Origin of the sequence: Cognatundibacterium curvum, from assembly GCF_014284235.1 — a bacterium.
GTDB lineage: Bacteria > Pseudomonadota > Gammaproteobacteria > Burkholderiales > Burkholderiaceae_D > Undibacterium > Undibacterium curvum.
Genome location: NZ_JACOGD010000003.1, coordinates 72,596 through 96,934 on the forward strand (window position 1 = coordinate 72,596; position 24,339 = coordinate 96,934).

Genomic DNA, 24,339 nt, shown 5'->3' on the forward strand with positions numbered 1-24,339 from the left:
CGCAAATCAAAAAAAGGGGAGTCCTCATGTGAGCGACTCCCTTTTTTTCATTACCCAGTCAGCGCATCATCACATAAGTGCCAGGTGCTGCGCCCAGACTGGCTGCGGTATCGGCTTGTTGTGCTGCTGACTTTGCTGCGCTGCTGTTTTTCGCGAGCCACAGATGCCAGTGTTCCCACCATGAGCCCGTTACCGTTTCTGCAGTTTTCAACCAGCTTTCTGCATCGGGTTTGATCGCACCATGCGTGCTGGTTGCACCCAACTGATAGCTGCGATGTGCATGACCGGGTTCAGAGATGATACCCGCATTATGCCCACCGGAGGCGAGGATGAAATCGACGGTGGTGTCGGTCAGCTGATGAATTTTAAAGACGGATTTCCAGGGTGAGACATGATCTTTGACCGTGCCCACCACATACAGCGGCACCTGTATGTCCTGCAGATGCAGCGGCTGCCCTTCATACAAATAGCGTCCCTGCGCCAGATCATTGTGCAGGAACAGATGCTGCAAATACTCGCTGTGCATACGGTAAGGCATACGGGTGGTATCGGCATTCCAGGACATCAGATCATTCGTCGTATCTTCTTCACCCAGCATGTAGTGGCGCATGATGCGCGACCAGATCAGATCGCGTGAATTCAATAGCTGGAAAGAGGCCCCCATTTGCTTCCCATCCAGATAACCCTGCTTCCACATCAATGCATCCAACATGGCGAGCTGGCTTTCGTCAATGAATAAGCCGAGTTCGCCAGGTTCGCTGAAATCAGTCTGTGCCGCCAGCAGACTGATGCTGGCCAGTTTGGGGGCATAGTTATCGGATTGCCGTTTCGCCAGTGCAGCTGCACCAATGGCGAGCAGGGTGCCGCCCAGACAATAGCCGGTCGCATGGATCGCTGCGTGCTGAGTTATTTCGCTGACTTGCTGTAATGCTGCAAATAAGCCGGATTCCAGATAATCATTCATGCCCAGATCACGATCAGCCGCATCCGGATTTTTCCAGGAAATCATGAATACCTGATGTCCCTGTTCCAACAGATAGCGCACCATGGAATTATGCGGCGACAGATCCAGGATGTAAAACTTCATGATCCAGGATGGAACAATCAGCACCGGCTCGGCATAGGTGTTTGGGCTAAGTGGCCGGTAGTGGATCAGTTCTATCAGTTGATTGCGGAATACCACATTGCCTTCCGTGAGCGCCACATCGCGTCCAGGCTGGTAAGGTAAATCCTGTACTTTGGCGTCTGCTTGCAGTTTTTGTTGTACGGCCTCGGCCACATCATGCATCCAGTGCTGCATGCCATGCTGCAGGCTGGTGCCCTGGGTATTGCGGGCCGTCTCCAGCACTTCAGGATTGAGTGCCGGGTAGTTGACTGGCGACAGGACATCCAGCCACTGGCGCGCCATAAAGCTGACGACGTTTTCATGATGGCTTTGTACGCCACGCACGCCTGTGGTTGCGCTGTCCCACCATGCCTGATTCTGCAAAAAACTTTTCGCCAGCGCGTTGTAGGGCCAGGCTGACCAGCCAGTGTGGCTGTAGCGTTTATCGTCGCCCGCCTCGGGCTGAGTCGTGCTGTTCTGCAGTGCCTGGCCCAGGAATAAAGGCCACTCCGCCATTTGCTGTTGCCACAAGCGCTGTAACTCCATTTGCTTGCCCGGTGCGAAGGACAGATGTAAGCCCCAGTCCAGCCAGGCCAGGATCACGCTGGCCGGTGAAATACCGCCAGTCCATTGCGCGAGTTGATTGTGCAAGGCTAAATCTAGCGGATGTACCGACTGCTCCCGGGTCAGATAGCAAATGCTGTCGGGCTGGGCAGGTGTGGATGGCGCAGTTGAAGAGGGCTGATTCATGGTGGGCTCCGGTTTCGTGCTGTGGTTTCATTGTGGCGAACCTGGCAGTGATCACGATTGATTCGAATCAATTGGATAGTGCATTTGCAGCAATACACTGTAAAAAACATTCCTGGATAGTCTCATGAAAAACTCCGTTTTCACTCTGCGAACAGACAGAATCCGACAATATTTTGCGCTGCCGCACAAAAGGCCCGCGTCGCATTGTTGCGCTGAAAATCGCCGTAATGACGGCGCTACGCACCTAATTGCAGCTGGTTTGATCTGCATCAATGGCCTGCTGCTGAGCCCGCTGGCGAACGCTGCAGAAAGCCTGCAACAAGCCTGGGAGCAGGGTTTAAAACGCGATCATTTACTCGCGTCTTCCAGCGCCAGACAGGAGGCAGCCGAAGCCCAACTGGCAGCCGCCAAAGCGACTTACTTTCCTAAGCTGGCGCTGGAAGCGGGCTATCTGCGCACAGAAAGCGAACCGGCTGCCAAGATCAGTATTCCGGCACTGCCTATGCTCAAAGGCGCATCGCTGCCATTTGCGCAGGATGCCAGTTATTTCGGCGGCGTGACCGTCAGTGCTCCCTTGTTCACCAGTGGCCGCATCGCGCAAGGCGTGGCGGCGGCGGAAGCACAACAGCAGGTCAGTATCGCTCAGACCCGGCTGACTTACAGCGAACTGAAACTCGCAATTGCACAATCCTATGTGCAGGTATTGCGCGCAGAGCATGCGCTGCAGGTCAGCCACAGCCATGTACAGGCCATGCAAAAACATCGCGCTGATGTGCAGGCTTTACATGAACGCGGTTATGTGGCCAGACATGATGTGCTGGCCACCGAAGTCGCACTGGCCAATGCTTTGCAGTGGCAATTGCAGGCAGAGAATGGTTTGTCGCTGGCGCGTGCCGCCTACAACCGCTGGCTGGGCCGTGCCTATGATGACAAGGTTGAGTTGCAGGATCTGGTCACCGATCCCGGCAATGAGCGGCGTGATCTGCATCAGAGTCTGAGCGCCTATTTGCTGGCCGCGCAAGAGCAGCGTCCTGAATTGCAGGCGCTGCGTCAACAGTCGCAGGCTTTGCAGCATCAGGCCGCCAGCGTGAAAGCCAGCCACTTGCCGCAGTTAGGCGTGAGTGCCGGTTATAACAAACTGGAGAACCGTTATCTGGCGCAGGATAAGGGCTGGTGGGCCGGGCTGGTGATGAAGTGGGAGTTGTTTGATGGCGGTCAGGTACGCCAGCAATCTTCGCAATTGTCCGCCAACGCCCGCGCTGTGGCTGAACTGGCGCAAGATAATCAGGAAAAAATCCAGCTGCAAGTCAGACAGGCCTGGATGAATCAGCAGGAAACCCGGCAAAGGCTGGGGCTGGTGGCGACTGCGGTTGAACAGGCTGATGAAGTGCTGAATCTGGCACGTGAACGCTACCGCTCAGGGCTGGCACCGAACAGCGATGTACTGGATGCCGAGACGCGCCGTCTGCAAGCCTATTCCAACCGCGATAACGCCATTTACGACCATGAACTGGCACGCCTGCAACTGCTCTATGCAGCCGGCATGCTGGCTGCTCACCACCAATAAATCTGCAAGGAATGACTATGCAAAGCAAACAAAAAAATCTGGGTCCGGCCTTGCTGGGTGTGGCTGGCGTGGCGATCATCGCCGGTCTCGCATATTACTTCAGCAGCAGCCGGCCTATGCCGGATGGCCTGATCGTGGCAAGCGGCAGGGTAGAGGGCGAACGCATTATCGCAGCCGCTAAATATCCGGGCCGTGTGCTGAAGGTATTGGCGAAAGAGGGCGATACGCTGGCAGCCGGTGCACTGGTGGCGCAACTGGAAGACGAGAGTTTTCAGGCTAAAACCGAGCAGGCGCGGCAGGTGCTGAATGCCACCGAGGCACAATGGAAGTCGGCTCAGGCCAGCCTCGATGTCGCACAAAAAGAAGTACCGATGGGACTGGCACTGGCCGAAGCCAGTCTGAGCCAGGCGCGCGCCATGCTGAGTAAAGCCAGCGCCGTTGAGCAGCAGAGTCAGCGTGATGCGCAGCGCCACAAGGAATTGTTTGAGCGCGGCGTGATTGAGCGCCATCGCTATGAACAGGCGGATCTGGCCTGGCAGGTCGCGCGTACTGATGTGCATGCGGCTGAAGAAGCGGTGAAGCGCGCCGCGCAGGGTGTGGCACAAGCGAATCTGGGCAATGAAAAAATCCGCGCGCGTCAACAGGAGGTAAATGCCTTAGGCGCGCAACGTGAGCGGGCTGCAGCTGGCGTCAGCGAAGCCGGAACTGTGCTCAAGGATTTGCAAATCACCGCCCCCGACAGCGGCGTGGTGCTGAGCCGTTTGCGTGAGCCGGGTGAAGTCGTGATGCCGGGCGGCGCGATATTAGAAATGGTGAATCTGGACCGGCTCTATCTCAAGGTCTATGTACCGGAATCCAAAATCGGACAAGTCAAACTGGGCTTGCCTGTGCGCGTCTACACCGATGCGGCTGGCGACAAGTTCTTTGATGCGACGGTCAGCTATATCGCTGCACGCGCTGAATTCACACCGAAAGAAGTCCAGACTACCGATGAACGCACCAAGCTGGTGTATGCCGTCAAACTGCGCATCACAAATAATCCTGAACATCAGCTGACACCGGGCATACCAGCCGATGCAGTGATACGCTGGAAGCAGGACGTGGCGTGGCAAAAACCACGCTGGAAATAAGCCTATGCCGCTGTTATTCAATAAGGATGGCGCTGCAGCTGAGGTGCCCGGTGCGCCTCAGCCCTGGCTGGTCGAAGCGAATCAGCTGGTCAAGCGCTATGGCGCACATCTGGCGCTGGATCACATCAGCCTGCAAGTGCGGCCCGGTGAAATCTATGGCCTGATCGGCCCTGATGGCGCTGGCAAAAGCAGTCTGCTGAAAGCGGTTGCCGGTGTGCTCGCGCATGATGAGGGCGAACTGCGCGTGTTTTCTCAGTTAATCAATAATGAGGCGGACAGTGAGCTAATCAAGGACAGGATAGGCCTGATGCCGCAAGGCTTGGGGCAGAATCTGTATGGGGATTTATCAGTCGAAGAAAATATCGATTATTTTGGTGGCCTGCGTTTACTGAGTCCTGAGGCTTTGCGCGAGCGTAAAGAGGCACTGCTGAAAAGCACGCGCCTGGAACGCTTCCGTGACCGCCCCATGAAAAATCTGTCGGGCGGCATGAAGCAAAAGCTGGGTCTGGTTTGCACGCTGATCCACGAACCCAAATTAGTCATACTCGATGAACCGACTACCGGTGTAGACCCGGTCTCGCGCCGTGAATTCTGGAGCATCTTGTCACGTCTGTTGCAGGAAAAAGGTATTACCGCGCTGGTCTCGACTGCGTATATGGATGAAGCCAGCCGCTTTCATCGCGTATCGCTGATGCATGAAGGGAAAATCCTGGCTTCAGGCGAACCCGCACGCATGAAGGATCTGGCAGCCGGTTGCATCGTCAGCACCGTCTGTGCGGATGCGCAGCAGCAGATGGCAGCGGTACAGCGTCTGACCCAGCGCTTTCCACAACTGGAAGCACTGGGCCAGGAAATCCGCGTGTTTGTGGATAGTGCTGAAGCCGACGCGGCGCGTCAGCAAGTGCTGCAGACTTTACAGCAGACACCAGCGATTGCACAGGCGCAGACTGAGGTACTGGATGCGGAGTTGGAAGATGTGTTTATCGCTTTGCTCAGGCAGCGTGCAGCTGCAGGTGCGGATGCGGATGCGATTGTCGCTGAGCCTGTCGTTGCTACGGCTGTCGTTGCTACGGTTGCAAATACCGCTGCTGTTGTCTCTGCGGCGCAGCCCGCCACACAACAGCTGGCGATAGAAGCGCGTGAACTGAGCCGTCATTTCGGTGAATTCAAGGCCGTCGATCAGGTCAGTTTTCAAGTGCCGCAGGGTGAGATTTTTGGTTTGCTGGGTGCCAATGGCGCGGGTAAAAGCACGGTCATCAAAATGCTGACCGGTATCCTGACCCAAAGCAGCGGGCAAGGCATGGTGGCCGGTGCCGATATGCGGACTGCGGGTTTGCAGATACGCGAACGCATAGGCTATATGTCGCAGGCATTTTCCCTGTATCTGGATTTGAGCGTACTGGAAAATATACGGCTGTATGCGGGCATCTATGGGCTGAGCCGGCAACAGACTGCCGAGCGCATGGATTGGATACTCGACATGGCTGGCTTGCGTCCCTTTGGTCATGCGCTGACCGCCAGCCTGCCTATGGGTTTGCGGCAGCGGCTGGCGCTGGGTTGCGCGCTGATACACCGGCCTCAGGTTTTATTTTTAGATGAACCGACTTCAGGCGTTGATCCTTTGGGGAGACGCGCATTCTGGGATGTACTGTTCCGGTTGTCGCGTGAAGAGCATGTAACGATACTGGTCACTACCCACTATATGTCGGAAGCCGAGCATTGCGATCATATCGCGCTGATGTATGCAGGGCGCGTGGTGGCGGATGCCTCGCCTGAACAGTTAAAAAACCGGCTGGAGCAGGAAGCCGGTCAGTTAGTGGAAGTCGATTGCTCAGATGCCCCGCAAGCCTTACAGGTATTGCAGCAGGCCGGTTTTGCCAGCGCCAGTCTGTTTGGTCCCAAGCTGCATGTGCTGCTGCAAGACCTGGAGGCTGACAGCCAGCGTGTGCGAACCAGTCTGCAGGCGTTTGAGGTGAGCGCACTCAGACCACGTCGTCTGTCTATGGAAGATGTGTTTGTCCATATCGTGACCAGCCTGGAACAACAGGATGCCCAACATCAGAAAGGCAGTTCATGAATCTGCGTCGTATCCGTGTCGTCGCGTATAAAGAGTGGCGCGAAATTGTGCGTGACCGTTTGTTCTTCACGCTGGCGTTTGTCGTTCCTTCACTGCTGATGCTGTTGTTTGGCTACGGCTTGTCGCTCGATGTGGAGCATATACCGCTGGCAATCGTCGACTACGATCAGTCGGTCAGTTCGCGCGAGTATGCGCATCAGTTCAGCGATTCACGTTACTTCGCTTTTCAGGCCTACAGTCAGCGCGAATCTGAACTGGAAAAACTGGTCATGGATAACAGCATACGTGCCGTGATCATTATTCCCCCACAGTTCGGTGCCCGCCTGAAAGCCGGGCAGCCAGCCGATGTGCAAACCTGGATCGATGGTACTTTCCCATTCCGCGCACTGACCGCCAAGGGCTATGTCAGCGCCATCAATGCAGCGGCCAATATCGAACAGCTATCCGCGCATTTATCTGCACTCAGCGGGATTCCACAAGCCACGCTGCGCGCTGCGTTTCAGCCGGTTAAGGTGGAGATACGCTATCTGTATAACCAGGAAGTCAAAAGTATCTGGTCGATTGCACCCAAGCTGATTATGGTGATCCTGATGCTGTCACCGCCGTTTCTGACTGCGCTCGGCGTGGTCAGGGAAAAAGAATCAGGTGCAATTTACAACGTGTATTCGTCCACGCTGTCGCGCGGTGAATATCTGGTTGGCAAACTCTTACCCTATGTCGCGATTTCAGTCGTGAATGCCTGCCTGCTGACCGCTTTTGCCTTATTCCTGTTTGGTGCGCCGTTCAAGGGGAATCTGCTGTTTTTCCTGCTCGCCACTATCCTATATGTGGTCTGTACCACGGGCATAGGTTTGCTGGTGTCGGTGATGGTCAATACCCAGGTCGCGGCCATGGTAGGTACGGCCATCGTGACGGTGGTGCCTGCGGTACTGTACTCCGGCATGATTATTCCCATCCCTTCATTGTCGGCAGTTGCCAGCGTGATTGCGCATGCCTTACCCGGCATGTACTACGCCGAGATTGCGATTGGCAGTTTCCTGAAAGGCGTGGGCTTTGCTGCTCTGTGGCCGGATATGCTGATCCTGGTCCTGTATTCGTTTGGCTTGTTCAGTGCGGGTTTTCTGGCCTTCCATAAACGTCCGGCAAATTAAGGGAGTAGTACAGTGACTTTATTTTTTTTGAACCGGGTCTGGTGGCGCCGGGTGCAGGCGATGACCTGGAAAGAGTTATTGCAATTGTTGCGCGATCCAGTCTTACTGGTATTCGTGCTGTATGCATTTACTGCCGATATTTATAACGCAGCGTCCGGCGTGTCATTCCAGTTAAATAATGCGGCATTAGTCTTGTCGGATAGTGATCGCACAGCTGCATCGCGTGAGCTGGCGGCACGTTTTATGCCGCCGGAATTTCGCTGGGCCGGAGCCATGACACATCCAGAGCAGGGGCAGCAAATGCTGGATGATGGCAAGGCGATGGCGGTGCTGGATATACCGCCTGGCTTTGGTGCTGCACTTGCACGTGGTGATGGCACTGCTGTGCAGATGCAGATTGATGCTTCCAATTCGGTGCAGGGTTTTCTGGCAGCGGTGGATGCGACCCAGATCATTGCGCGCTATGGACTGGAGCAAAGCGCCAGCCGGCTCGGTGTAGACCTCAGCAGTGGGCTGTCTAGCGGCCCGGTGATCAGTAATCACACCCGGGTCTGGTTCAACCCGAATCAGAACGATGCCTGGTTTATGGGGATTTCTGAATTGCTGAATGTCGTGACCTTGTTTTCCATGCTGTTGCCAGCGGCCGCTATGGTCAGGGAAAAAGAACGTGGCACGATAGAGCAATTGCTGGTGTCGCCGCTGTCGCCGCTGCAAATCATGCTGCCTAAGATTATTGCGATGGTGGCGGTGATCTTAGGTGGTACCGCACTGGGTCTGTTCGGTGTGCTGATACCGGTATTTTCTATACCGGTGGCAGGCAGTTTGCTGCTGTTTTTTGCACTGACCACGGTGTATGTGAGTACGCTGGCAGGTATAGGTATAGGCATTGCAACCGTCACCCGCAATATGGCGCAGGCTGGCATGATGGTAATCCTGATACTGGCACCGATGATGTTTTTATCCGGCGCCTGGACGCCGCCGGAAGCCATGCCCGCCGTCATGCGCTGGGGGATGTATGTGTCGCCGCTGTATTACTACATCAATGCCAGTTACGGCATCCTGATGAAGGGAGCGGGTATCACCGTGTTATGGCCCATGTTTGCAGGCATAGTCGTGCTTGGCTTGCTGGTACGCAGCGTGACCATGCTGCGTTTTAAAAAACAATTTCAATGATCGCTGCAAAATTCTGCACAACGCTTTTTGACAGAAAAAGGATAAGCTATGCATCAAAATTCCGCTCCCATGTCCCTGCAAGGCAAACGTGGTTTGATTATCGGATTAGCCAATGAGCACAGTATCGCCTGGGGCTGTGCAAAAGTGGCGCATGCGCTGGGGGCGCAACTGGTGCTCAGTTGTGTGAATGAAAAAGCAGCGCAATTTGTCGCGCCGCTGGCGCAGCAAGTTGAGGCGCCGCTGATCGTGTGTAATGTGGAGCAGGAAGATGCACTGGCCAAGCTGGTGCAGCAGGCGACAGCAGGCGGGCAGCAAATTGACTTTGTGATTCACTCTATCGCCTGGGCACCGCTGGAGGATTTGCACGGACGAGTGATCGACAGTTCTGCCACAGGTTTTTGCCGTGCGATGGATATTTCTTGTCATTCCTTTGCACGTCTGGCTAAGCTATGTGAACCGCATCTGAGCCCATCGGCCAGTCTGATCACGATGACTTATCTGGGCGCGGCGGAAGCGGTTGATCATTATGGCCTGATGGGGCCGGTCAAGGCGGCGCTGGAATCGCTGGTGCGCTATCTGGCCTCTGAGATGGGCCCGGCCGGAACCCGTGTGCATGCGGTCTCGCCTGGACCGGTGCCAACCCGCGCCGCATCTGGCTTACAGGATTTTGACGGCTTGATGGACAAGGCCAGACAGCGCGCGCCTTTGCGTCGTCTGGTGACATTGGATGAAATTGGTCAGCTGGCCGCATTTCTGGTCAGCGATGCAGCTTCCGGCATGACGGGGCAGACCCTGTATGTCGATGGCGGCTATCACATCGTGAATTAAGGAAAAGAGATGAATGATCCTGTGTATCCGGTCGCCAGCGACCAGCAACAGATAGTGAATGTGGTGTATGACGATCTCTACATCGGACAACGCGCCAGTACCGAAAGAACCCTGACACATGCTGATATTCAGGCTTTCGCTACGGTCTCCGGTGATGTCAATCCGGCGCATCTGGATGCGGAATATGCAGACGCCACGCTGTTCCATGGCGTGATCGCGCATGGCATGTGGGGCGGCGCGCTGATCTCGGCGGTACTCGGTACCCAGTTGCCGGGGCCAGGTACGATTTATCTGGAACAGAATCTGCATTTCTGTAAGCCTGTGCATATCGGTGATGCGCTCACGGTGTCGGTGACTGTGACCGCCAAAGAGGATGAAAAAAAACGCGTCACCCTCGCGTGTGAAATCCTGAATCAGAAAGGCGTGACCGTGGTATCGGGTACGGCACTGGTGATCGCACCAACGTTGGCGGTCGCACGTCCGCGCGCACATTTGCCTACCCTCGCCATGTTCGATCTGGGCGCTCGTCAGCAAGCGCTGATACACAGCGTGGACGATCTGGCGCCAGTGCTGTGCGCCGTGGTTCATCCCTGCGATGCAGAATCACTTAAAGGCGCACTCGATGCGGCGCGTCAGGGACTGATCATTCCGGTATTGGTGGCACCTGCCGCCCGGTTGGCGCAATTAGCCAGCGAAGCCGGGTTGTCACTGGATGGCATACGCATCGTCGATGTGCCGCACAGTCACGCTGCCGCAGAAACAGCAGTACAGATGGCGGCCAATGGCGAGGTAGAGTCGCTGATGAAGGGCAGTCTGCATACCGATGAGCTGATGTCAGCAGTCGTGCAATGCACGGCTATGCGCACCAAGCGCCGGCTGTCGCATGTATTTCATCTGGATGTGCCTATGTACCATAAGGTCTTATTGCTGACCGATGCGGCGCTGAATATCGCACCCGGTCTCAATGAAAAAGCTGACATCCTGCAGAATGCGATAGAACTGGCCCATGCATTGCAGATCAGCCAGCCTAAAGTCGCATTGCTGGCCGCAGTCGAAAGTGTGAACGCTAAAATGCAATCCACGATTGATGCTGCCGCGCTGTGCAAAATGGCAGACCGCAAGCAAATCACAGGCGCATTGATCGATGGCCCGCTGGCTTTTGATAATGCGATCTCTGCTGAGGCAGCACGCATCAAGGGCATACAGTCGCCAGTCGCAGGGGACGTCGATATTCTGATGGTGCCGGATCTGGAATCCGGCAATATGATGGCGAAACAATTTGAATATCTGGCCGGTGCCGCCACCTGTGGCATTGTGCTGGGTGCCCGCGTACCGATTGCGCTGACCAGCCGTGCCGATGGCGCCAGTGCGCGTGTCGCATCGGCTGCGCTGGTCAAATTACTGGCGCATCAATACCGGAAAAAAGCACCATGAGTCGCGCGATTCTGGCGGTGAATTCGGGTTCCTCCAGTATTAAATTTGCGCTGTACCAGTTAGTGCAGCAGGAACTAGGCGAGGTGATATTGTCTGGTCTGGCCGAAGGTCTGGAGCCGGGCGGACAACCACGTGCCACCCTGCGTTATGACGGCGAACAACATGCGCTGACGCTGCTGGCAGAGTCTGTTACCGGGGACGCGTTTCACGCCATGCTGACACTGCTGCGCGAACAGATAGGCTTACACAGCGATGGTGCGCAAATCGTCGCGGTGGCGCATCGCGTGGTGCATGGTGGTGAACGCTGCGCCAATTCAGTGGTGGTGGATGAGGCGATGCTGACTTATCTGCGCAGCCTGCACCATCTGGCACCGCTGCATCAGCCGCATAATCTGGACGGTGTCGAAGCCTTCCGCGCCGCCTTTCCCGATTGTCTGCACGTGGCCTGTTTTGATACCGGCTTTCATGCGCAAATGCCGGAGCAGGAATACCGCTTTGCCTTGCCCGCAGAACTGAGTCAGCAGGGCATACGACGCTATGGATTTCATGGTTTGTCTTACCGCTATGTCGCCAGTCATCTGGCGGACGTTTCGGCGCGCGCCGGTCAGCGCGTGATCATGGCGCATCTGGGCAATGGTGCCAGCCTGTGCGCGATGCGGCAGGGCGTCAGTATCGCCACCACCATGGGATTTTCTGCGCTTGATGGCTTGATGATGGGCAGCCGCTGCGGCGCGCTCGACCCCGGTGTGCTGCTGCATTTGCTGCAGGATGGCTGGGATGCCAAACGCATAGAAAACACGCTGTACAAGCAATCCGGTTTGCTCGGCGTATCCGGCATCTCGGCCGATATGCGCACCCTGCGCGCCTCATCCGACCCACGCGCCGCACTCGCAATACGCATGTTCGCCTACCGCATCCTGCGTGAATGCGGCGCACTGACAGCGGTGCTGGGCGGTATCGATGCCATCGCGTTCACCGGCGGCATCGGCGAGCATGACGTACAGCTACGCGCCGACGTCATCGCCGGTCTGCATTATCTGGGCCTGCGACTCGACCCTGCTGCAAACCACGCCGCCGACGGCAACGCCATCTGCGCCATACATAGCACCGACAGCAGCGCAGAAATCTGGGTCATCCCCACTGACGAAGGCCGCATTGCGGCGCAGGATGCGGCACAGTTGTTGGCGTGTGCTTGATGTATTTGACTGGTTGATTGGCGCTCAATCAACCAGTCAATTCACATGTAATGTATTATCTAAAGTGAAAACATTCCCTTCAATTTAACTTGTGTTTTTCGTCGCACTATAAAGACGTCTTTGTGTTTCAGTGCGGCGGGTACATTCTATTCGTCAGGTTATATGTAATGCCTCGCCACTCTTTCAATGCAACGTTTGCAGACGGCTCTGATGCTAATTCTGAGTTAAGGAATTTTGCTAATCAAATCCGACTTGATTCCATATTTGAGGATCGATTCAGTTTTTTGCTCTTGCTTCAATTGTTTGCAGCGTTTAAGTCTGGACACTTAGATCCTACAAAAGTAATCAGCCAAATAAGGGCACTAGAGGGATTGGAAGAAAATATTGGACTCAAAGCAGCTACTGTATTTACACGTACCCCACTTAAAGGATTGTGGCATCAACATTATCTTGAGGATGGAATAGCAAGTTTTGCTAAAAACATTCACAAAGGTATCGATAAATTTGGAATACCTTATTTCGAGCAAAAAATTGTAGAGGCAGATGCTGCCGGGGAGCGCAGGTGGGTGGTCGAGACCGATACCCCTCATATCGTAAATGATATAGTTTCCGGCAGTTGGGATCGTCTCGTTAAATCAAAGTCCTTAACTGGAGAGTGGCTAATTTTCGCTAAATTTGAGAATAAAAATTATTATTTATGTATAGGTAAACATGATAGTGGCGACGATTATTTACGATCACAAATTGATGCTGTATGTGTGCAAGAATTCCCTTTTTTGAAAAGCATTCTTAGCACTTAAGTTGTGAACAATTCCCGATAACTCGTTTGAATCATCTAATTTTTTTAGATAGAACTTGACCAAGTGTTGACCTAATTAATTACTGCAAGTTACGCAACGCGGTAAGGCGCATCGCGAAGCTCCCTACGTGCTGATGTTATGTGATAAAACTTAGTTTTTGCGCACTTTGTCTTTATCGAATAGGTCAATGATCATGGCAACAGATAACATCCGAAAAAACATCATGTTGACTCAGCCCAGATTCGTTCTTGCGGTACCTGGCCTCAAAGTGTCTGTCCCTTTTTATCGCGATAAGTTGGGAATGGATGTTGAATTTGAAGAGGGTGGCTGGTGTTTTCTGTCCAGGGATAATTTTTCGCTCATGCTTGGCGAATGCCCTGACGCGATTGCGCCTAAGGCCTTAGGTGATCATTCCTATTTTGCCTACATCACGGTTACGGATGCGACAGCTTTGTTTGAAGAGTTTAATTCGAAGCTGGTCGAGATGATGAAACCTTTGACGGATGAACCTTGGGGGATGAGAGAGTTCGGCATCGTATCCGTTGATGGGCATAGGATAATGTTTGGCGAAGAACTGGATTCAAATCAGGATGTCAGTCTCAACAGCTAAAGTTCATACCCATACACTCAGCGTAGTCAGGTGCAATCCTGAGGCAGGGCGCATCACGATGCGCCGGATGTGCCATCTCGTTTTTTCTGTCCTCTTTGTTTTCTTTCCCTCAAATTCAACACAGAATTAGCATCCCTTGATCAGGTCGACGGGTGCTGAGTCGCCGGGATTTGAAGTTGCTGATTTATTATTTTTAGCTAATTTGCTGCTATAGTTGCAACTTTTAGGCGTGGTCACACATTCGCTGTCTATGGAAATTGGAAGATCGTAAACTATGCAGAACATCCGGTACTTTTTGCGTCAGGCAGTTGATTCGTTGCGGGCATGGTGGCTGGTGCTTGTGCTGTTGTCTGTTAGCGCCAGTCATGCACAGGCCTGGGAACATCAGACGCTGACATGGCCAAAGCCAGATATCCAGACATTTAGCCAGCAAGAGATCGCAACGCCTTGCACGGACTGTCTGTTGGAATTGCGCCTGCCGCTGAAGCAGAGTGCAAATGCGGCGCCAGGCTTTGTTTATCTGAGTGCCTGGCGTGGGCAACAGATGCTGCGGCATTACATTAGCAGCCTGCCTTCAGGGACGGCAACTGCGTTACGTGTATTGGCCTGGGCACCGCCGGAGACGGAACGATTACAACTCAGTTTTGTGCATCCTCGTGGCGAGGACTGGCGCTGGGGACAAGCACAACTCATTTGGTTACCAATCGGCGACAAACGGCAAGCTGCTCAACCTGACTTCGTACTGCAACAGCAAATGCAGCGTATTGAACAGCAAGCGATGTTTGCGCCGACGATGGGATGGGGTGCCTGGCGTGCAATGATGGAACGAAGCAGGCATGCGCTGGCAGCGAAGGACAGGAATCTGGTATTGCAACTCGGCCTCAATCTGTTGGCAGAACCGGTTCCCCATTCCCGTATCCTACCTGCGCGGGGTGGCCGGGCGCCCGCCTTGGCATCTGCTGCCGCTACTGCCGTGCCGCAGATGCAGCTGGAGTGGCCAGCGCCGGGCGTAGCCTATCTGGCTTTGCCGGGGTTTGGCGCTCCGCAACCTGAATTACGTCAGGCCTATGCTGATCGTCTGGGTGCATTGTTGCAGCAGCTAAGCGGCGCTTGTGGCCTGATTCTGGATTTACGCGCGCATGGTGGTGGTGCAATTGGTCCCCCTTTAGCTGGCTTTAGCCCATTATTTGAAGAAGGACAATTGCTGGGTTGGTGGAAGAATGCGCGGTCTGAAAAAACCATGATACGTCTGACGCATGGCACTTACCAGGAATTAGAGCATGGCAAACAAATGCAGCCCGATGTGGCATTGGCAGCGCAATGGCGTCAGCCGCAAACCAGCTTGCCGCTGGCATTGGTAACCGGGCCGGGCACTGCCAGTGCATCAGAAATTCTGGCTGCACTACTGCAGCAGCGGCCCGCCACCCGCAGTTTCGGTGAGGGCAGTGCAGGGCAATTAAATGGTGTCAGCTCCTGGTTGCTGCCAGACGGTGCAAGGCTCGCCCTGGTCACCCATGTGCTGCATACTGCCGATGGTAAGGAAGTGCCGGCTCAGTTCCAGCCACAACAGCAGACGGCTGCAGCTTTGCCAGCAGCCATGGAGTGGTTGCAATCATCGTGCCGCAAGCCAGAAATTCAATGAATTTGCTCTTTGTTTTATGACGGTCCGGCGCAGAAAACTACGTAAAAAGCTAACAGAAGATTTCCGGCCCCAATATTCAGCTCAACACGGCAAGATGCAATCCTGAGGTAGGGCGCATCATGATGCGCCGGATGTGGACGAAGTTTACAGCTACCCAGTCAGGAATGACTGAGTCGATAGCGTTTCAGATCGGCTTTATTTGAGTTTTCTCGTTTAGTGGAAGCTGGTGTGTAGCCTTACGATAGCGCAGTCTGTGAATTGAAATAACTTGATGATAATAGCTAATGCATGCTGCGCATCGCGATGTGCCCTAGGTGCTGTTTCCTCTTCAGCAGCTAAAGTGGAAAAAAACAAAGAAGATCAGCAGGAATTCAAACGTCGCTCATATTGCTCAGGCCTCCATACGGCGCATCTTGATGCGCCCTACCAAAGGTTTACGCCTTACGGCCTTACAAATTCATATATAACGATGCTATGGAAGTTAGGGTAATTGATCCAACTTCAGGCTTTAAACCTGGGACAATTACATCTTCTCAAAGTTATTTTGATACGTTAGGTAATCGATTATTTTACAAAAATGGTCAATGGACTTCATTTTGATAATAGGAATTTATGAGTGACATAGATTTGACTCAATCTCTAACTATCGGATCATCGATATTTGGATTTAAATTAGGCGCATCCTTTGATGCAACGTTGCGAATTATTGATCCATCTTTTCTTTTTGATGGAAATGATAATCTCCACTTATTTTTTGAGCGCAATATTACTTGGAAACTTAACAAATACCCTTATGGACTGGAGGGGGAGTCATATGAGGTTTTATCATATAGCAATGACTCTCTGCAGCTTGTATTTAATGCTGGTGTTTTAACTGATGTAATTCTGGGTGGCGAATATAAAGGTAATTTTTGGGGCATTCGAATAGGTGATCAGTTGCCTAAAAAAATTGAATGCTATGAAGTGTTCTTCAATGATCAACAAGATGAATTTCTATTGAGAAATGAGAATGGTTTTTTTGAATGGAATTTCAATTGGAACAGATCATCGTAGTTCATTGGAATGTGCGCCAGTTCAAATGATCGAGAAATTGCGATTATTTTTGTAATATCCAGGTGAGTTCGCGTAGCTCCGATTGACGAGGAGTAATCGGAGGAATGTTTGATGCTTCGCGAATAAAAAAATCATTCGTCATTCTTCTTTAGAAACAAAAAAAGCCACTCCCAACCCCTTAGCTGCAAGGGGTTGAAGAGTGGCTTAAATTTTTTGCGGCTAAAGAAGAATTATTTTTTACCCTTAGCCGCTTTCGTTTTATTGTAAGCAACGCGGTAAGGTGTAATCCGTAAGGCGTTAATAGCGAAGCGTATTACGCCGAATGGAATCGTTCAGATACTACAAACGCTGAACGATACCAACGTCATTAATCCGCCTGTCACAGCATGTGCAAGCCGTGCAAAGTTCAGCGCGGCGCAGTAAACAGCAAACCAATCCACTGAAATCCCTGGCGTTCGCGCAGGCGGTAGAACAGTAGCGGTAACAGCACTGCAAACAGGCAGCCGAGCAGCAGGTGTAGCGGGGCGGACTGCAGGTGGAACACTTTTTTGAGCACGATGCGTATGCCGCTGCCGCTCAGGATGTGCATCAGATAGATGGGCATGGAGTAGCTGCCGCATAGCAGCAGTGCTTGTGTGAGATGCGTGCGCAGGCCAGCTTGTCCGGGCTGGCTGGCTTGGCGACGTTCCAACAGCATGGAGGCGCTGATCACCAGCAGGATGCCACTCAGACTCAAAGGCAGTTTCAGCCAGTGGTTGCTGTCATGATGCAGGCCCAGCTGGCTGTGATAAAACCAGGCCAGCGTACTAAAACTGAATCCGCTGATCAGCAGCACGCTGAGTGCATGTTGCCGGAATGTGGAGCGGTATTGCTGAAACAGCGTGCCCGCGAGGAAGAACAGCATAAACGAGGCGACAAAATCCACTGGGAATAGCAATTGCCATTGGTTTTGCGCCCACCACGCCGCCAGTGCAAGCAGCAGACCGGCTTTCAAGCGGGCCGGGTGGCGCTGTAACAACAGCACCGCCACCACAAACACGATGAACAGCACATACAAAAACCAGAATTGCGCGCGCGGTTGCCAGAACAGGCGCAGCACTTCAGCCATGCTGGTCTGGCTGGTGGTATAGCGCGACAGGAATACTTCTACGCTACCCTGCAGCAGCGACCAGACCAGATACGGATAGAGCAGGGTGTCGAGCTTACTGCGGATCAGGCCGCCAGCACCGTATTTCTGCAGCGAGCTCAGTAAGTACAGCCCGGACAGCCAGAAAAACAGCGGCATGTGAAAGTCATAGATCAAATCGTCGATCAGCCGGAACCAGCCTGCATCCATGCCTAAGTCTGCATTGAACACACCACGCGCCACATGGCCATACACCACCAGCAGTATCCCTATGCCTTTGGCGATATCTGTCCAATGGTCACGCGCTGAGCGTAGTTCGGTGTCTTGCATGGTCGTTCAGAGTTGGATGCCGGAGCCGGGCATTGTATAGGATGGGGCGAAGATTTCCATAAATAAAGTTTGCGGATGTGAAATTGTTGCATTTCAGTAAAAGCAAGTGAGGTAGCCAAATAAAATTAAGGTAAATTATGCTTGTGACTAAGTAAAATCTAGCGAAAAAATCTAGCGAAAAAATCTAGCGAAACTTAGCGTAAGCAAGCTAAGCCTGACCTAATAAAAAACGGAGACCACTATGCAACAATCTAAGCCTTGGCTGTCCTCGTATCCCGCCGGTGTACCGGACGAGATCGATCCCGGTCAGTACGCATCGTTGACTGCCTTACTGGAAGAGTCATTTCAACGCTATGCGACCCGCGACGCCTACCTGTGTATGGGACAGCGGCTCAGCTATCGGGATCTGAATTTGTATTCGGCCCGTATTGGCGCCTGGCTGCAAAGCCGCGGTCTGACACCCGGTGCGCGGGTGGCGGTGATGATGCCGAATGTGCTGCATTACCCGGTGTGCGTCGCTGGCATACTGCGTGCCGGATACACCGTGGTGAATGTGAATCCCTTGTACACGCCACGCGAACTCGAGCATCAGCTCAGCGATTCCGGTGCGGAAGCCATCGTGATACTGGAGAATTTTGCGCATACGCTGGAAAAAGTCCTGAGCAAAGTCCCTGTGCGCCACATCGTGCTTGCGAGTATGGGCGATCTGCATCCCGGACTGAAAGGACATCTGCTGAATTTTGTGGTCAGACATGTCAAGAAAATGGTGCCCGCTTTTCAGTTGGCTGGCGCAGTCAGTTTTAAACAGGTACTAAAAGAGGGCACGGGTCTGCATTTGCTCAAGCCCTTGCAAACGCATGAGGACATCGCCTTCCTGCAATACACGGGCGGTACCACCGGTTTATCCAAAGGTGCAGTGCTCACGCATAGGAATGTGATTGCTAACATCCTGCAGAATGATGCCTGGTCCCAGCCCGCATTACAGAGCTTGCCTGCAGACCGGCCCTGGATCACAGTGTGCGCACTGCCGCTGTATCACATCCTGGCGCTGAATGCCTGCATGATGATGGGCGCGCGTTGGGGAGCGATGAATATCCTGATTCCGAATCCGCGTGATATCGGGGGCTTTCTGAACGTGCTGAGTAAGCATAAAGTGAATTTCTTCCCCGGCGTGAATACCCTGTTTAACGCCATGCTGAATCATGCTGACATCAAACAGGTGGATTTTTCTGAATTACAGATCACGCTGGGTGGTGGCATGGCAGTACAGCAAAGCGTGAGTGAACGCTGGCAAAAACTGACTGGCAAACCTATCCTCGAAGGCTATGGCTTGTCCGAGACTTCGCCTACCGCCACGCTGACGCCACCGGACGCAAAGCAGTTTTCCGGCACCATAGGCTTACCGGTGCCATCGACCGAGGTGGCGATACTGGATGATGCTGGCCAGCCGGTCGCACCAGGTACGCCGGGTGAAATTGCTATCCGTGGTCCGCAAGTCATGCGTGGTTACTGGAACCGCGCCGATGAAACGGCCAAAGTGATGACGGCTGATGGCTATTTCCGTTCCGGCGATATCGGCACTATGGATGAGCGCGGATTTGTACGCATCGTGGATCGTAAAAAAGACATGATCCTGGTGTCCGGTTTCAATGTCTATCCGAATGAGGTGGAAGCGGTGGTGGCAGCGCATCCGGGCGTACTTGAATGTGCATGCGTCGGTGTGCCGGATGCGGCTTCTGGCGAAGCAGTGAAATTATTCGTGGTGAAAAAAGACCCGGCACTTACAGTCGATGTCTTGATGGACTATTGCAAAGAGCAGATGACGGCTTATAAAAAACCAAAATACATAGAATTCCGCACTGAACTGCCTAAGACCAATGTAGGCAAAATCCTGCGTCGCGAATTGAGGGATGAGCACAAGCCCTGAGCACGGTAGCGCGCGACATAATCGACGCAATATCATCAAACATAAGCGCACTGCTGAGTCCGCAGTGCGTTTTGTGTTTATACCGTGCTGTAACAGGCCGTACTCGTTTATCAGCTTACTTCATCGCACGCCACACCATTGCGCTGTCGACGATTTGTTCGAAGGCGCTGATACGGCCATCTCGCAAGGTCCACAAATGCGCAACACGGGCGCTGAAGGCTAGTCCGGTTTTCAGATAGATACCGCTATAAGTGCCGATTGCGACCACCTGATCCTGACTGCTCAGGTAATGCTCTATCGTGACGCGGTAATCCTGCCATTCGCTACCCAGACGTGCGAACACATTATGCTGTATCTCATCCCAGCCAATATAGGTACCGGCATATGGAAAACCGGCAGCTTCAGTCCAGCGTATGTCGCTGGTGACCGCGTCGCGCAGGCGTTGTGCATTCTCGGCTGCATTGCTTCCTTCGTAAGTGCTGCGTACCAGCGCCAGATGTTGTGCGGTTCGTTGTGCATTCGTTGAGGTATTCATAGCTAGCTTTTCAGTCGTGCTTAACTTTTTTGGCATAGCGAAATGAGCGAAGCTGGGAAGCAGCCTCCCGTTTGATACATAGGGAGGCTGCTGCGTTCCTGCTACTTGCTACGTACAACTGGCGTTGCCGTTGCCGTTTCAATTACCAGTCAAACGGGCGCGAACGTTTGCCGCTGACATCTGACTGCGTCCTGTATTACCACTTCATTTCGCCTTTAGTGACCTTCGCACCGATATCCAGCGACAGCGCGCCATCTGCATCCGGATAAGCTTGCTGCATCTGGCGAATCAGCTCTGCGCTATTCGCCGATTTCGCTGCAAATTGCTCAAACTTTTGCAAATAGGTTTTGGTGTAGCCGATGGCACTTGCATCTAAAGCGCTGCCTGCACGCATGTGGCCAGGTACCACCAGTGCCGGTTTCAAGGCTTGCATTTCGTCGAGCTGGGCGATCCAGGCCTGACGCTCTGCCACGCTCTGGGTATCTGCGGTCCACACATGCATATTGTTGAACACACCGATATCACCCACTACAGCACGGATAGACGGCACCCACAGATATGGACGGTGTGCGAGCAGGCCTTCGGTACCGCGGATTTCTATGGTCTTTCCATCCAGCGTCAAAGTGTTTGCTGTGTAGGCGACTGGCAGCACAGGTTTGACCGGTGCATTCACGCCCATTTTCGGGCCCCAGAAAGCGACTTTGGCGGCGACTTTAGAGCTCAGCTTTTCTAATACCGCTGGCGTTGCCAATACCTGAGCCTGTGGGAAGTATTGTTTGAGCGTTTCCACACCAAAGTAGTAATCCGGATCTGCCTGGCTCACAAAAATCACTTTCAGTTCCTTACCGCTGTCTAGCACATTGGCAGCGATGCGCAGCGCATCAGCGCGGGTGAAGCCGGCATCAATCACCATCGCTTCTTTTTCACCGGTGATCAGGGTGGAGTTCACATTAAAGCTCTTGGCATCGGCGTTATACACGCGCACTTGCAGAGCCTGTTCAGCCTGTGCAGCGTTGACGGTAAGGGCGATAGTGGCGGCGATCAAAGTCTGACGTAACATGGTAGGTTTCCTTTTTCAGTAGGAGGATGCAGAGTTTGTTGTAGATCTGCTCAATGTTTGCTGTAAGTTGTATTCAAGGTTTTTTGAAACTGAAGCCAGTGTATATCTGCCTTCCTGCGTGATAAATCCCTTAAAATGGGCATGATTGTTTCAAAAAACGTGCGAATTCAAACCAGCAGAGGACAGCATGGACAGACTGACGGCGATGCAGGTATTTACCGAGGTAGCGGCCAGTGGCAGTTTTAGTGCCACCGCGGACAAGCTCGATATGTCGCGTGCGATGGTCACCCGCTATGTGGAAGAGTTAGAAGAGTGGCTGAATGCGCGCCTGTTGCAAAGGACCACGCGCCGCGTCAGCCTGACCGATGCAGGTGAATGCTGCCTCTCACACTGTCAGCAAATGCTGGCGATGATGCAGGATTTGCAGCAAGAGACAGCCATGCCAGATGGCGAGTTGCATGGACAATTGCGCCTGACATCCAGCGTCTCGTTCGCCTATGCGCAGCTTGCGACAGCGGTCAGCGCTTTTCTGGAGTTGCATCCGCGTTTGCAGATCGATCTTAGCCTCGGCGATGGTGCCTTGAATCTGGTCGAATCGCGCATCGATCTGGCGATCCGTATCAGCAGCGATCCCGATCCCATGCTGATCGCGCGCCCGCTGGCACAGTGTGATTCGGTGCTGGTCGCAAGCCCGGCGTATCTGCAGCGCACGGGCACACCCTTGCGTCCTGAGGACTTGTTGCAGCATCGCTGTATGAGTCATAGTAGTTTCGCTAAATCGCCATGGCAGCTCAGTCAGGGTGAACAGCATCTGGCGCTCAACATCAGCAGTCGTTTCACAGCCAACGATGCCACCACGCTGATGCAGGCGGCACTGGCTGATGCCGGTATCGTGATGTTGCCCACTTATCTGGTCAGTCAACAACTCAAAGACGGCCGCTTGCAGCCTATACTGCCGCAATGGCAATTGCCCAGCTTTACTATCAGCGCTCTTTATCCTTCGCGCCGTCATCTGTCACCGGCAGTGCGTGCATTGCTGGATTTTCTGGTGCAGCGTTTTGCGAATACACAGTGGTGAAATGCTCAGACTGTGCGCTGAGTCCATTAGTGGACGAACTCAGGCAAGCAACGCCAGACTGCTCACAGCCAGCCCTGATCACGCGCAAAACGAAACGCTTCAACGCGGTTTTTTGCGTTCAATTTACTGATCGCTTCAGACAAATAATTGCGCACGGTACCCTCTGACAGGCACATGATTTTCGCAATTTCACTGCTGCTTGCGCCTTCGCCAGCGAGGCGCAGCACCTGGCGTTCACGTTCACTTAAGGGGTCTTGCTGCCCATTCCAGCTTTCCATCGCCAGTTCTGGCGCAATAGCCCGTCCACCAAGGTGCACATTGCGAATTGCAGCTGCCAGCGATTCTGTCGGTGCGTCTTTGAGCAGATATCCGTGTACACCGGCTGCCAGTGCACGGCGCAGATAACCGCTGCGGCCAAAGGTGGTTAACACGATGACCTTGCATGTCTGCACCTGAAGCTTGATCTCCGCCGCCAGTTCCAGTCCTGTCATTTGCGGCATTTCTATATCTGTCAGCAGGATATCGGGTTGAAGTTCGCGGCATAAGCTGAGCGCCTGAACGCCGTTATTGGCAAGTCCAAGCACCTCCAGATCGGCTTCCAGCCTGAGTAAGGCGGCCAGTGCACCCGATACCATGACCTGATCCTCAGCGATGACTATCCGTATCATGCCTGCACCTCCATAGGCAGGGACAGCACGATCTGCATACCCTGACTGGTATCGAGCGTCAACTGCCCCCCCACAGAGTGAGCACGTTCAAGCATACCGAGCATGCCATTTCCTTTCTTTAAAGCAGACAGCGATCCGGCAATACCGTCATCACGGATGCTCAGCACGGCTTGATCTGTTATCCGGCGCAGCTGTATCACACATATGCTGGCTTGGGCGTGGCGGATGATATTGGTGACCGCTTCACGCAGTATCAAGGCCATCACATTTTCCAGCGCTGCAGGCAGCGTGAGTTCTTCCAGCTCGGTGACTACTTGAATCTGTGCGGCATCCAATACGTGTCTGGCATTTTTTATCTCGTGGCTTAGTCCGGCAGAGCGGTAGCCGCTGATGGCCTGACGTACTTCATGCAATGCCTGCCTCGCGGTTTGTTCTATGTCCTGAATTTCCTGTTTTGCGGCCACAGCATCACGTTCAAACAGTTTTCTGGCCAGTTCTGCTTTTAAGGTGATGACCGACAGATTATGGCCTAGCAAATCATGCATGTCGCGCGCAATCCGTTCACGTTCTGCCAGCGTTGCCAGATACTCGACTTCTTCCTGTTTGCGCAACAGACTTTCTTTGCTTAAATCCAGCTGTGCAGCAATGATTGCACTGACACCGACTGAAGTACCAAACACCAGTGCAGTCACCCAGAACTGAGGTGGCAGTGCAAGCAAGACAGTTGCTGCGACCACTGACAGCTGCAGCAGTGCCAATACCCGATAGGCTGACCGGCCTGGGCTGATTCTGGAGCACATACTCGCAGCAAAAATACAGAATGTGGAACTGCCGAAGTTAAACGGAGCCCAGCCTATGCCTAGCAAAGCAGTCATTAGTATGGTGCTGTACAGCTGGCTTTGCTGCACGCTGAAACTCCACAGATATAGCGGAAGAAAGAGCAGTATCGATGCGCTCAACAGCAAGATCTCTGTCGTCGTGGGCGTCACATACACGAACTTCCAGACCATCATGACTAAGGACAGCAGCCAGAAATAAGGCGCTTTGCCATAGCGTTGCGGCAGCCTTGGAAACCCGAGTTTTGTCATGAGCGCGCCAG

General features: G+C 53.5%; 20 protein-coding genes. 14 read left to right on the top strand and 6 right to left on the bottom strand.

The annotated features are described in order from the left end of the window. Nucleotides 1–58: 58 nt before the first annotated feature. Nucleotides 59–1,855, bottom strand: a complete 1,797-nt coding sequence (locus H8K43_RS06485; RefSeq protein WP_186903094.1) for a PHA/PHB synthase family protein — start codon at nt 1,853–1,855, stop codon at nt 59–61. 259 nt (nt 1,856–2,114) lie between these two features. On the opposite strand from H8K43_RS06485, the gene H8K43_RS06490 reads away from it, so the two are divergent. The 12 genes from H8K43_RS06490 (at nt 2,115) to H8K43_RS06545 (ending at nt 16,516) form a co-directional block, all read left to right on the top strand. Continuing rightward, on the top strand, nt 2,115–3,422 hold the full coding sequence (locus H8K43_RS06490) for a TolC family protein (RefSeq protein ID WP_186903095.1): 1,308 nt from the start codon (nt 2,115–2,117) through the stop codon (nt 3,420–3,422). Between the two features lie 17 nt (nt 3,423–3,439). Then, nucleotides 3,440–4,552, top strand: coding sequence for an HlyD family secretion protein (locus tag H8K43_RS06495; RefSeq protein ID WP_186903096.1), 1,113 nt, complete (start codon nt 3,440–3,442; stop codon nt 4,550–4,552). Nucleotides 4,553–4,556: 4 nt separating this feature from the next. After that, nucleotides 4,557–6,629: an ATP-binding cassette domain-containing protein gene (locus H8K43_RS06500; protein ID WP_186903097.1), complete on the top strand. Its 2,073-nt coding sequence runs from the start codon at nt 4,557–4,559 to the stop codon at nt 6,627–6,629. Next, the gene (locus H8K43_RS06505) at nt 6,626–7,780 is read left to right on the top strand and encodes an ABC transporter permease (protein WP_186882185.1); all 1,155 of its coding nucleotides are present in this window, start codon (nt 6,626–6,628) and stop codon (nt 7,778–7,780) included. Before H8K43_RS06500 ends, H8K43_RS06505 begins: the two co-directional genes overlap by 4 nt. 12 nt (nt 7,781–7,792) lie before the next feature. Then, the gene (locus tag H8K43_RS06510; protein ID WP_222610977.1) at nt 7,793–8,953 is read left to right on the top strand and encodes an ABC transporter permease; all 1,161 of its coding nucleotides are present in this window, start codon (nt 7,793–7,795) and stop codon (nt 8,951–8,953) included. Nucleotides 8,954–9,001: 48 nt separating this feature from the next. Then, a complete protein-coding gene (fabI, locus tag H8K43_RS06515; RefSeq protein WP_186903098.1) occupies nt 9,002–9,781 on the top strand; it encodes an enoyl-ACP reductase FabI in 780 nt (259 codons plus the stop codon). 9 nt (nt 9,782–9,790) lie between these two features. Beyond that, the gene (locus H8K43_RS06520; protein WP_186903099.1) at nt 9,791–11,215 is read left to right on the top strand and encodes a bifunctional enoyl-CoA hydratase/phosphate acetyltransferase; all 1,425 of its coding nucleotides are present in this window, start codon (nt 9,791–9,793) and stop codon (nt 11,213–11,215) included. After that, entirely contained in the window at nt 11,212–12,411 is a 1,200-nt protein-coding gene (locus H8K43_RS06525) for an acetate/propionate family kinase (protein WP_186903100.1), read from the top strand. Before H8K43_RS06520 ends, H8K43_RS06525 begins: the two co-directional genes overlap by 4 nt. Nucleotides 12,412–12,578: 167 nt before the next feature. Then, nucleotides 12,579–13,211 carry a hypothetical protein gene (locus H8K43_RS06530; RefSeq protein ID WP_186903101.1) on the top strand — a complete coding sequence of 211 codons (633 nt, stop codon included), beginning with the start codon at nt 12,579–12,581 and terminating at the stop codon, nt 13,209–13,211. 193 nt (nt 13,212–13,404) lie between these two features. Further along, complete coding sequence (locus tag H8K43_RS06535; RefSeq protein WP_230403726.1) at nt 13,405–13,821, top strand: VOC family protein; 417 nt, start codon at nt 13,405–13,407, stop codon at nt 13,819–13,821. Nucleotides 13,822–14,095: 274 nt separating this feature from the next. Beyond that, nucleotides 14,096–15,463: a S41 family peptidase gene (locus H8K43_RS06540; RefSeq protein ID WP_186903102.1), complete on the top strand. Its 1,368-nt coding sequence runs from the start codon at nt 14,096–14,098 to the stop codon at nt 15,461–15,463. A 612-nt stretch (nt 15,464–16,075) separates the two neighbouring features. Continuing rightward, complete coding sequence (locus tag H8K43_RS06545) at nt 16,076–16,516, top strand: hypothetical protein (protein ID WP_186903103.1); 441 nt, start codon at nt 16,076–16,078, stop codon at nt 16,514–16,516. A gap of 406 nt (nt 16,517–16,922) precedes the next feature. Here H8K43_RS06545 and H8K43_RS06550 read toward each other — a convergent pair whose 3' ends face one another. Next, a complete protein-coding gene (locus H8K43_RS06550; protein ID WP_186903104.1) occupies nt 16,923–17,972 on the bottom strand; it encodes an acyltransferase family protein in 1,050 nt (349 codons plus the stop codon). 241 nt (nt 17,973–18,213) lie between these two features. Between H8K43_RS06550 and H8K43_RS06555 the strand changes: the two genes are divergently transcribed. Continuing rightward, nucleotides 18,214–19,899 carry a long-chain-fatty-acid--CoA ligase gene (locus tag H8K43_RS06555; protein ID WP_186903105.1) on the top strand — a complete coding sequence of 562 codons (1,686 nt, stop codon included), beginning with the start codon at nt 18,214–18,216 and terminating at the stop codon, nt 19,897–19,899. Between the two features lie 115 nt (nt 19,900–20,014). Here H8K43_RS06555 and H8K43_RS06560 read toward each other — a convergent pair whose 3' ends face one another. After that, complete coding sequence (locus tag H8K43_RS06560; protein ID WP_186903106.1) at nt 20,015–20,434, bottom strand: nuclear transport factor 2 family protein; 420 nt, start codon at nt 20,432–20,434, stop codon at nt 20,015–20,017. Nucleotides 20,435–20,630: 196 nt separating this feature from the next. Beyond that, nucleotides 20,631–21,494, bottom strand: coding sequence for an MBL fold metallo-hydrolase (locus H8K43_RS06565; RefSeq protein WP_186903107.1), 864 nt, complete (start codon nt 21,492–21,494; stop codon nt 20,631–20,633). 187 nt (nt 21,495–21,681) lie between these two features. On the opposite strand from H8K43_RS06565, the gene H8K43_RS06570 reads away from it, so the two are divergent. Continuing rightward, on the top strand, nt 21,682–22,572 hold the full coding sequence (locus H8K43_RS06570) for a LysR family transcriptional regulator (RefSeq protein ID WP_186903108.1): 891 nt from the start codon (nt 21,682–21,684) through the stop codon (nt 22,570–22,572). A 62-nt stretch (nt 22,573–22,634) separates the two neighbouring features. Here H8K43_RS06570 and H8K43_RS06575 read toward each other — a convergent pair whose 3' ends face one another. Together H8K43_RS06575 and H8K43_RS06580 are read right to left on the bottom strand one after the other, a co-directional pair. Continuing rightward, nucleotides 22,635–23,240: a response regulator transcription factor gene (locus tag H8K43_RS06575; protein WP_186903109.1), complete on the bottom strand. Its 606-nt coding sequence runs from the start codon at nt 23,238–23,240 to the stop codon at nt 22,635–22,637. Beyond that, complete coding sequence (locus tag H8K43_RS06580) at nt 23,237–24,328, bottom strand: sensor histidine kinase (protein ID WP_186903110.1); 1,092 nt, start codon at nt 24,326–24,328, stop codon at nt 23,237–23,239. Before H8K43_RS06580 ends, H8K43_RS06575 begins: the two co-directional genes overlap by 4 nt. Nucleotides 24,329–24,339 lie beyond the last annotated feature (11 nt).

What these genes read in the sequence shown, in the direction of transcription:
- H8K43_RS06485 (WP_186903094.1), bottom strand. Translation starts at nt 1,855, where the DNA reads ATGAATCAGCCCTCTTCAACTGCGCCATCCACACCTGCCCAGCCCGAC.
- H8K43_RS06495 (WP_186903096.1), top strand. Translation starts at nt 3,440, where the DNA reads ATGCAAAGCAAACAAAAAAATCTGGGTCCGGCCTTGCTGGGTGTGGCT.
- H8K43_RS06500 (WP_186903097.1), top strand. Translation starts at nt 4,557, where the DNA reads ATGCCGCTGTTATTCAATAAGGATGGCGCTGCAGCTGAGGTGCCCGGT.
- H8K43_RS06505 (WP_186882185.1), top strand. Translation starts at nt 6,626, where the DNA reads ATGAATCTGCGTCGTATCCGTGTCGTCGCGTATAAAGAGTGGCGCGAA.
- fabI (WP_186903098.1), top strand. Translation starts at nt 9,002, where the DNA reads ATGCATCAAAATTCCGCTCCCATGTCCCTGCAAGGCAAACGTGGTTTG.
- H8K43_RS06520 (WP_186903099.1), top strand. Translation starts at nt 9,791, where the DNA reads ATGAATGATCCTGTGTATCCGGTCGCCAGCGACCAGCAACAGATAGTG.
- H8K43_RS06525 (WP_186903100.1), top strand. Translation starts at nt 11,212, where the DNA reads ATGAGTCGCGCGATTCTGGCGGTGAATTCGGGTTCCTCCAGTATTAAA.
- H8K43_RS06530 (WP_186903101.1), top strand. Translation starts at nt 12,579, where the DNA reads ATGCCTCGCCACTCTTTCAATGCAACGTTTGCAGACGGCTCTGATGCT.
- H8K43_RS06535 (WP_230403726.1), top strand. Translation starts at nt 13,405, where the DNA reads ATGGCAACAGATAACATCCGAAAAAACATCATGTTGACTCAGCCCAGA.
- H8K43_RS06540 (WP_186903102.1), top strand. Translation starts at nt 14,096, where the DNA reads ATGCAGAACATCCGGTACTTTTTGCGTCAGGCAGTTGATTCGTTGCGG.
- H8K43_RS06545 (WP_186903103.1), top strand. Translation starts at nt 16,076, where the DNA reads ATGAGTGACATAGATTTGACTCAATCTCTAACTATCGGATCATCGATA.
- H8K43_RS06550 (WP_186903104.1), bottom strand. Translation starts at nt 17,972, where the DNA reads ATGCAAGACACCGAACTACGCTCAGCGCGTGACCATTGGACAGATATC.
- H8K43_RS06555 (WP_186903105.1), top strand. Translation starts at nt 18,214, where the DNA reads ATGCAACAATCTAAGCCTTGGCTGTCCTCGTATCCCGCCGGTGTACCG.
- H8K43_RS06560 (WP_186903106.1), bottom strand. Translation starts at nt 20,434, where the DNA reads ATGAATACCTCAACGAATGCACAACGAACCGCACAACATCTGGCGCTG.
- H8K43_RS06565 (WP_186903107.1), bottom strand. Translation starts at nt 21,494, where the DNA reads ATGTTACGTCAGACTTTGATCGCCGCCACTATCGCCCTTACCGTCAAC.
- H8K43_RS06570 (WP_186903108.1), top strand. Translation starts at nt 21,682, where the DNA reads ATGGACAGACTGACGGCGATGCAGGTATTTACCGAGGTAGCGGCCAGT.
- H8K43_RS06575 (WP_186903109.1), bottom strand. Translation starts at nt 23,240, where the DNA reads ATGATACGGATAGTCATCGCTGAGGATCAGGTCATGGTATCGGGTGCA.
- H8K43_RS06580 (WP_186903110.1), bottom strand. Translation starts at nt 24,328, where the DNA reads ATGACAAAACTCGGGTTTCCAAGGCTGCCGCAACGCTATGGCAAAGCG.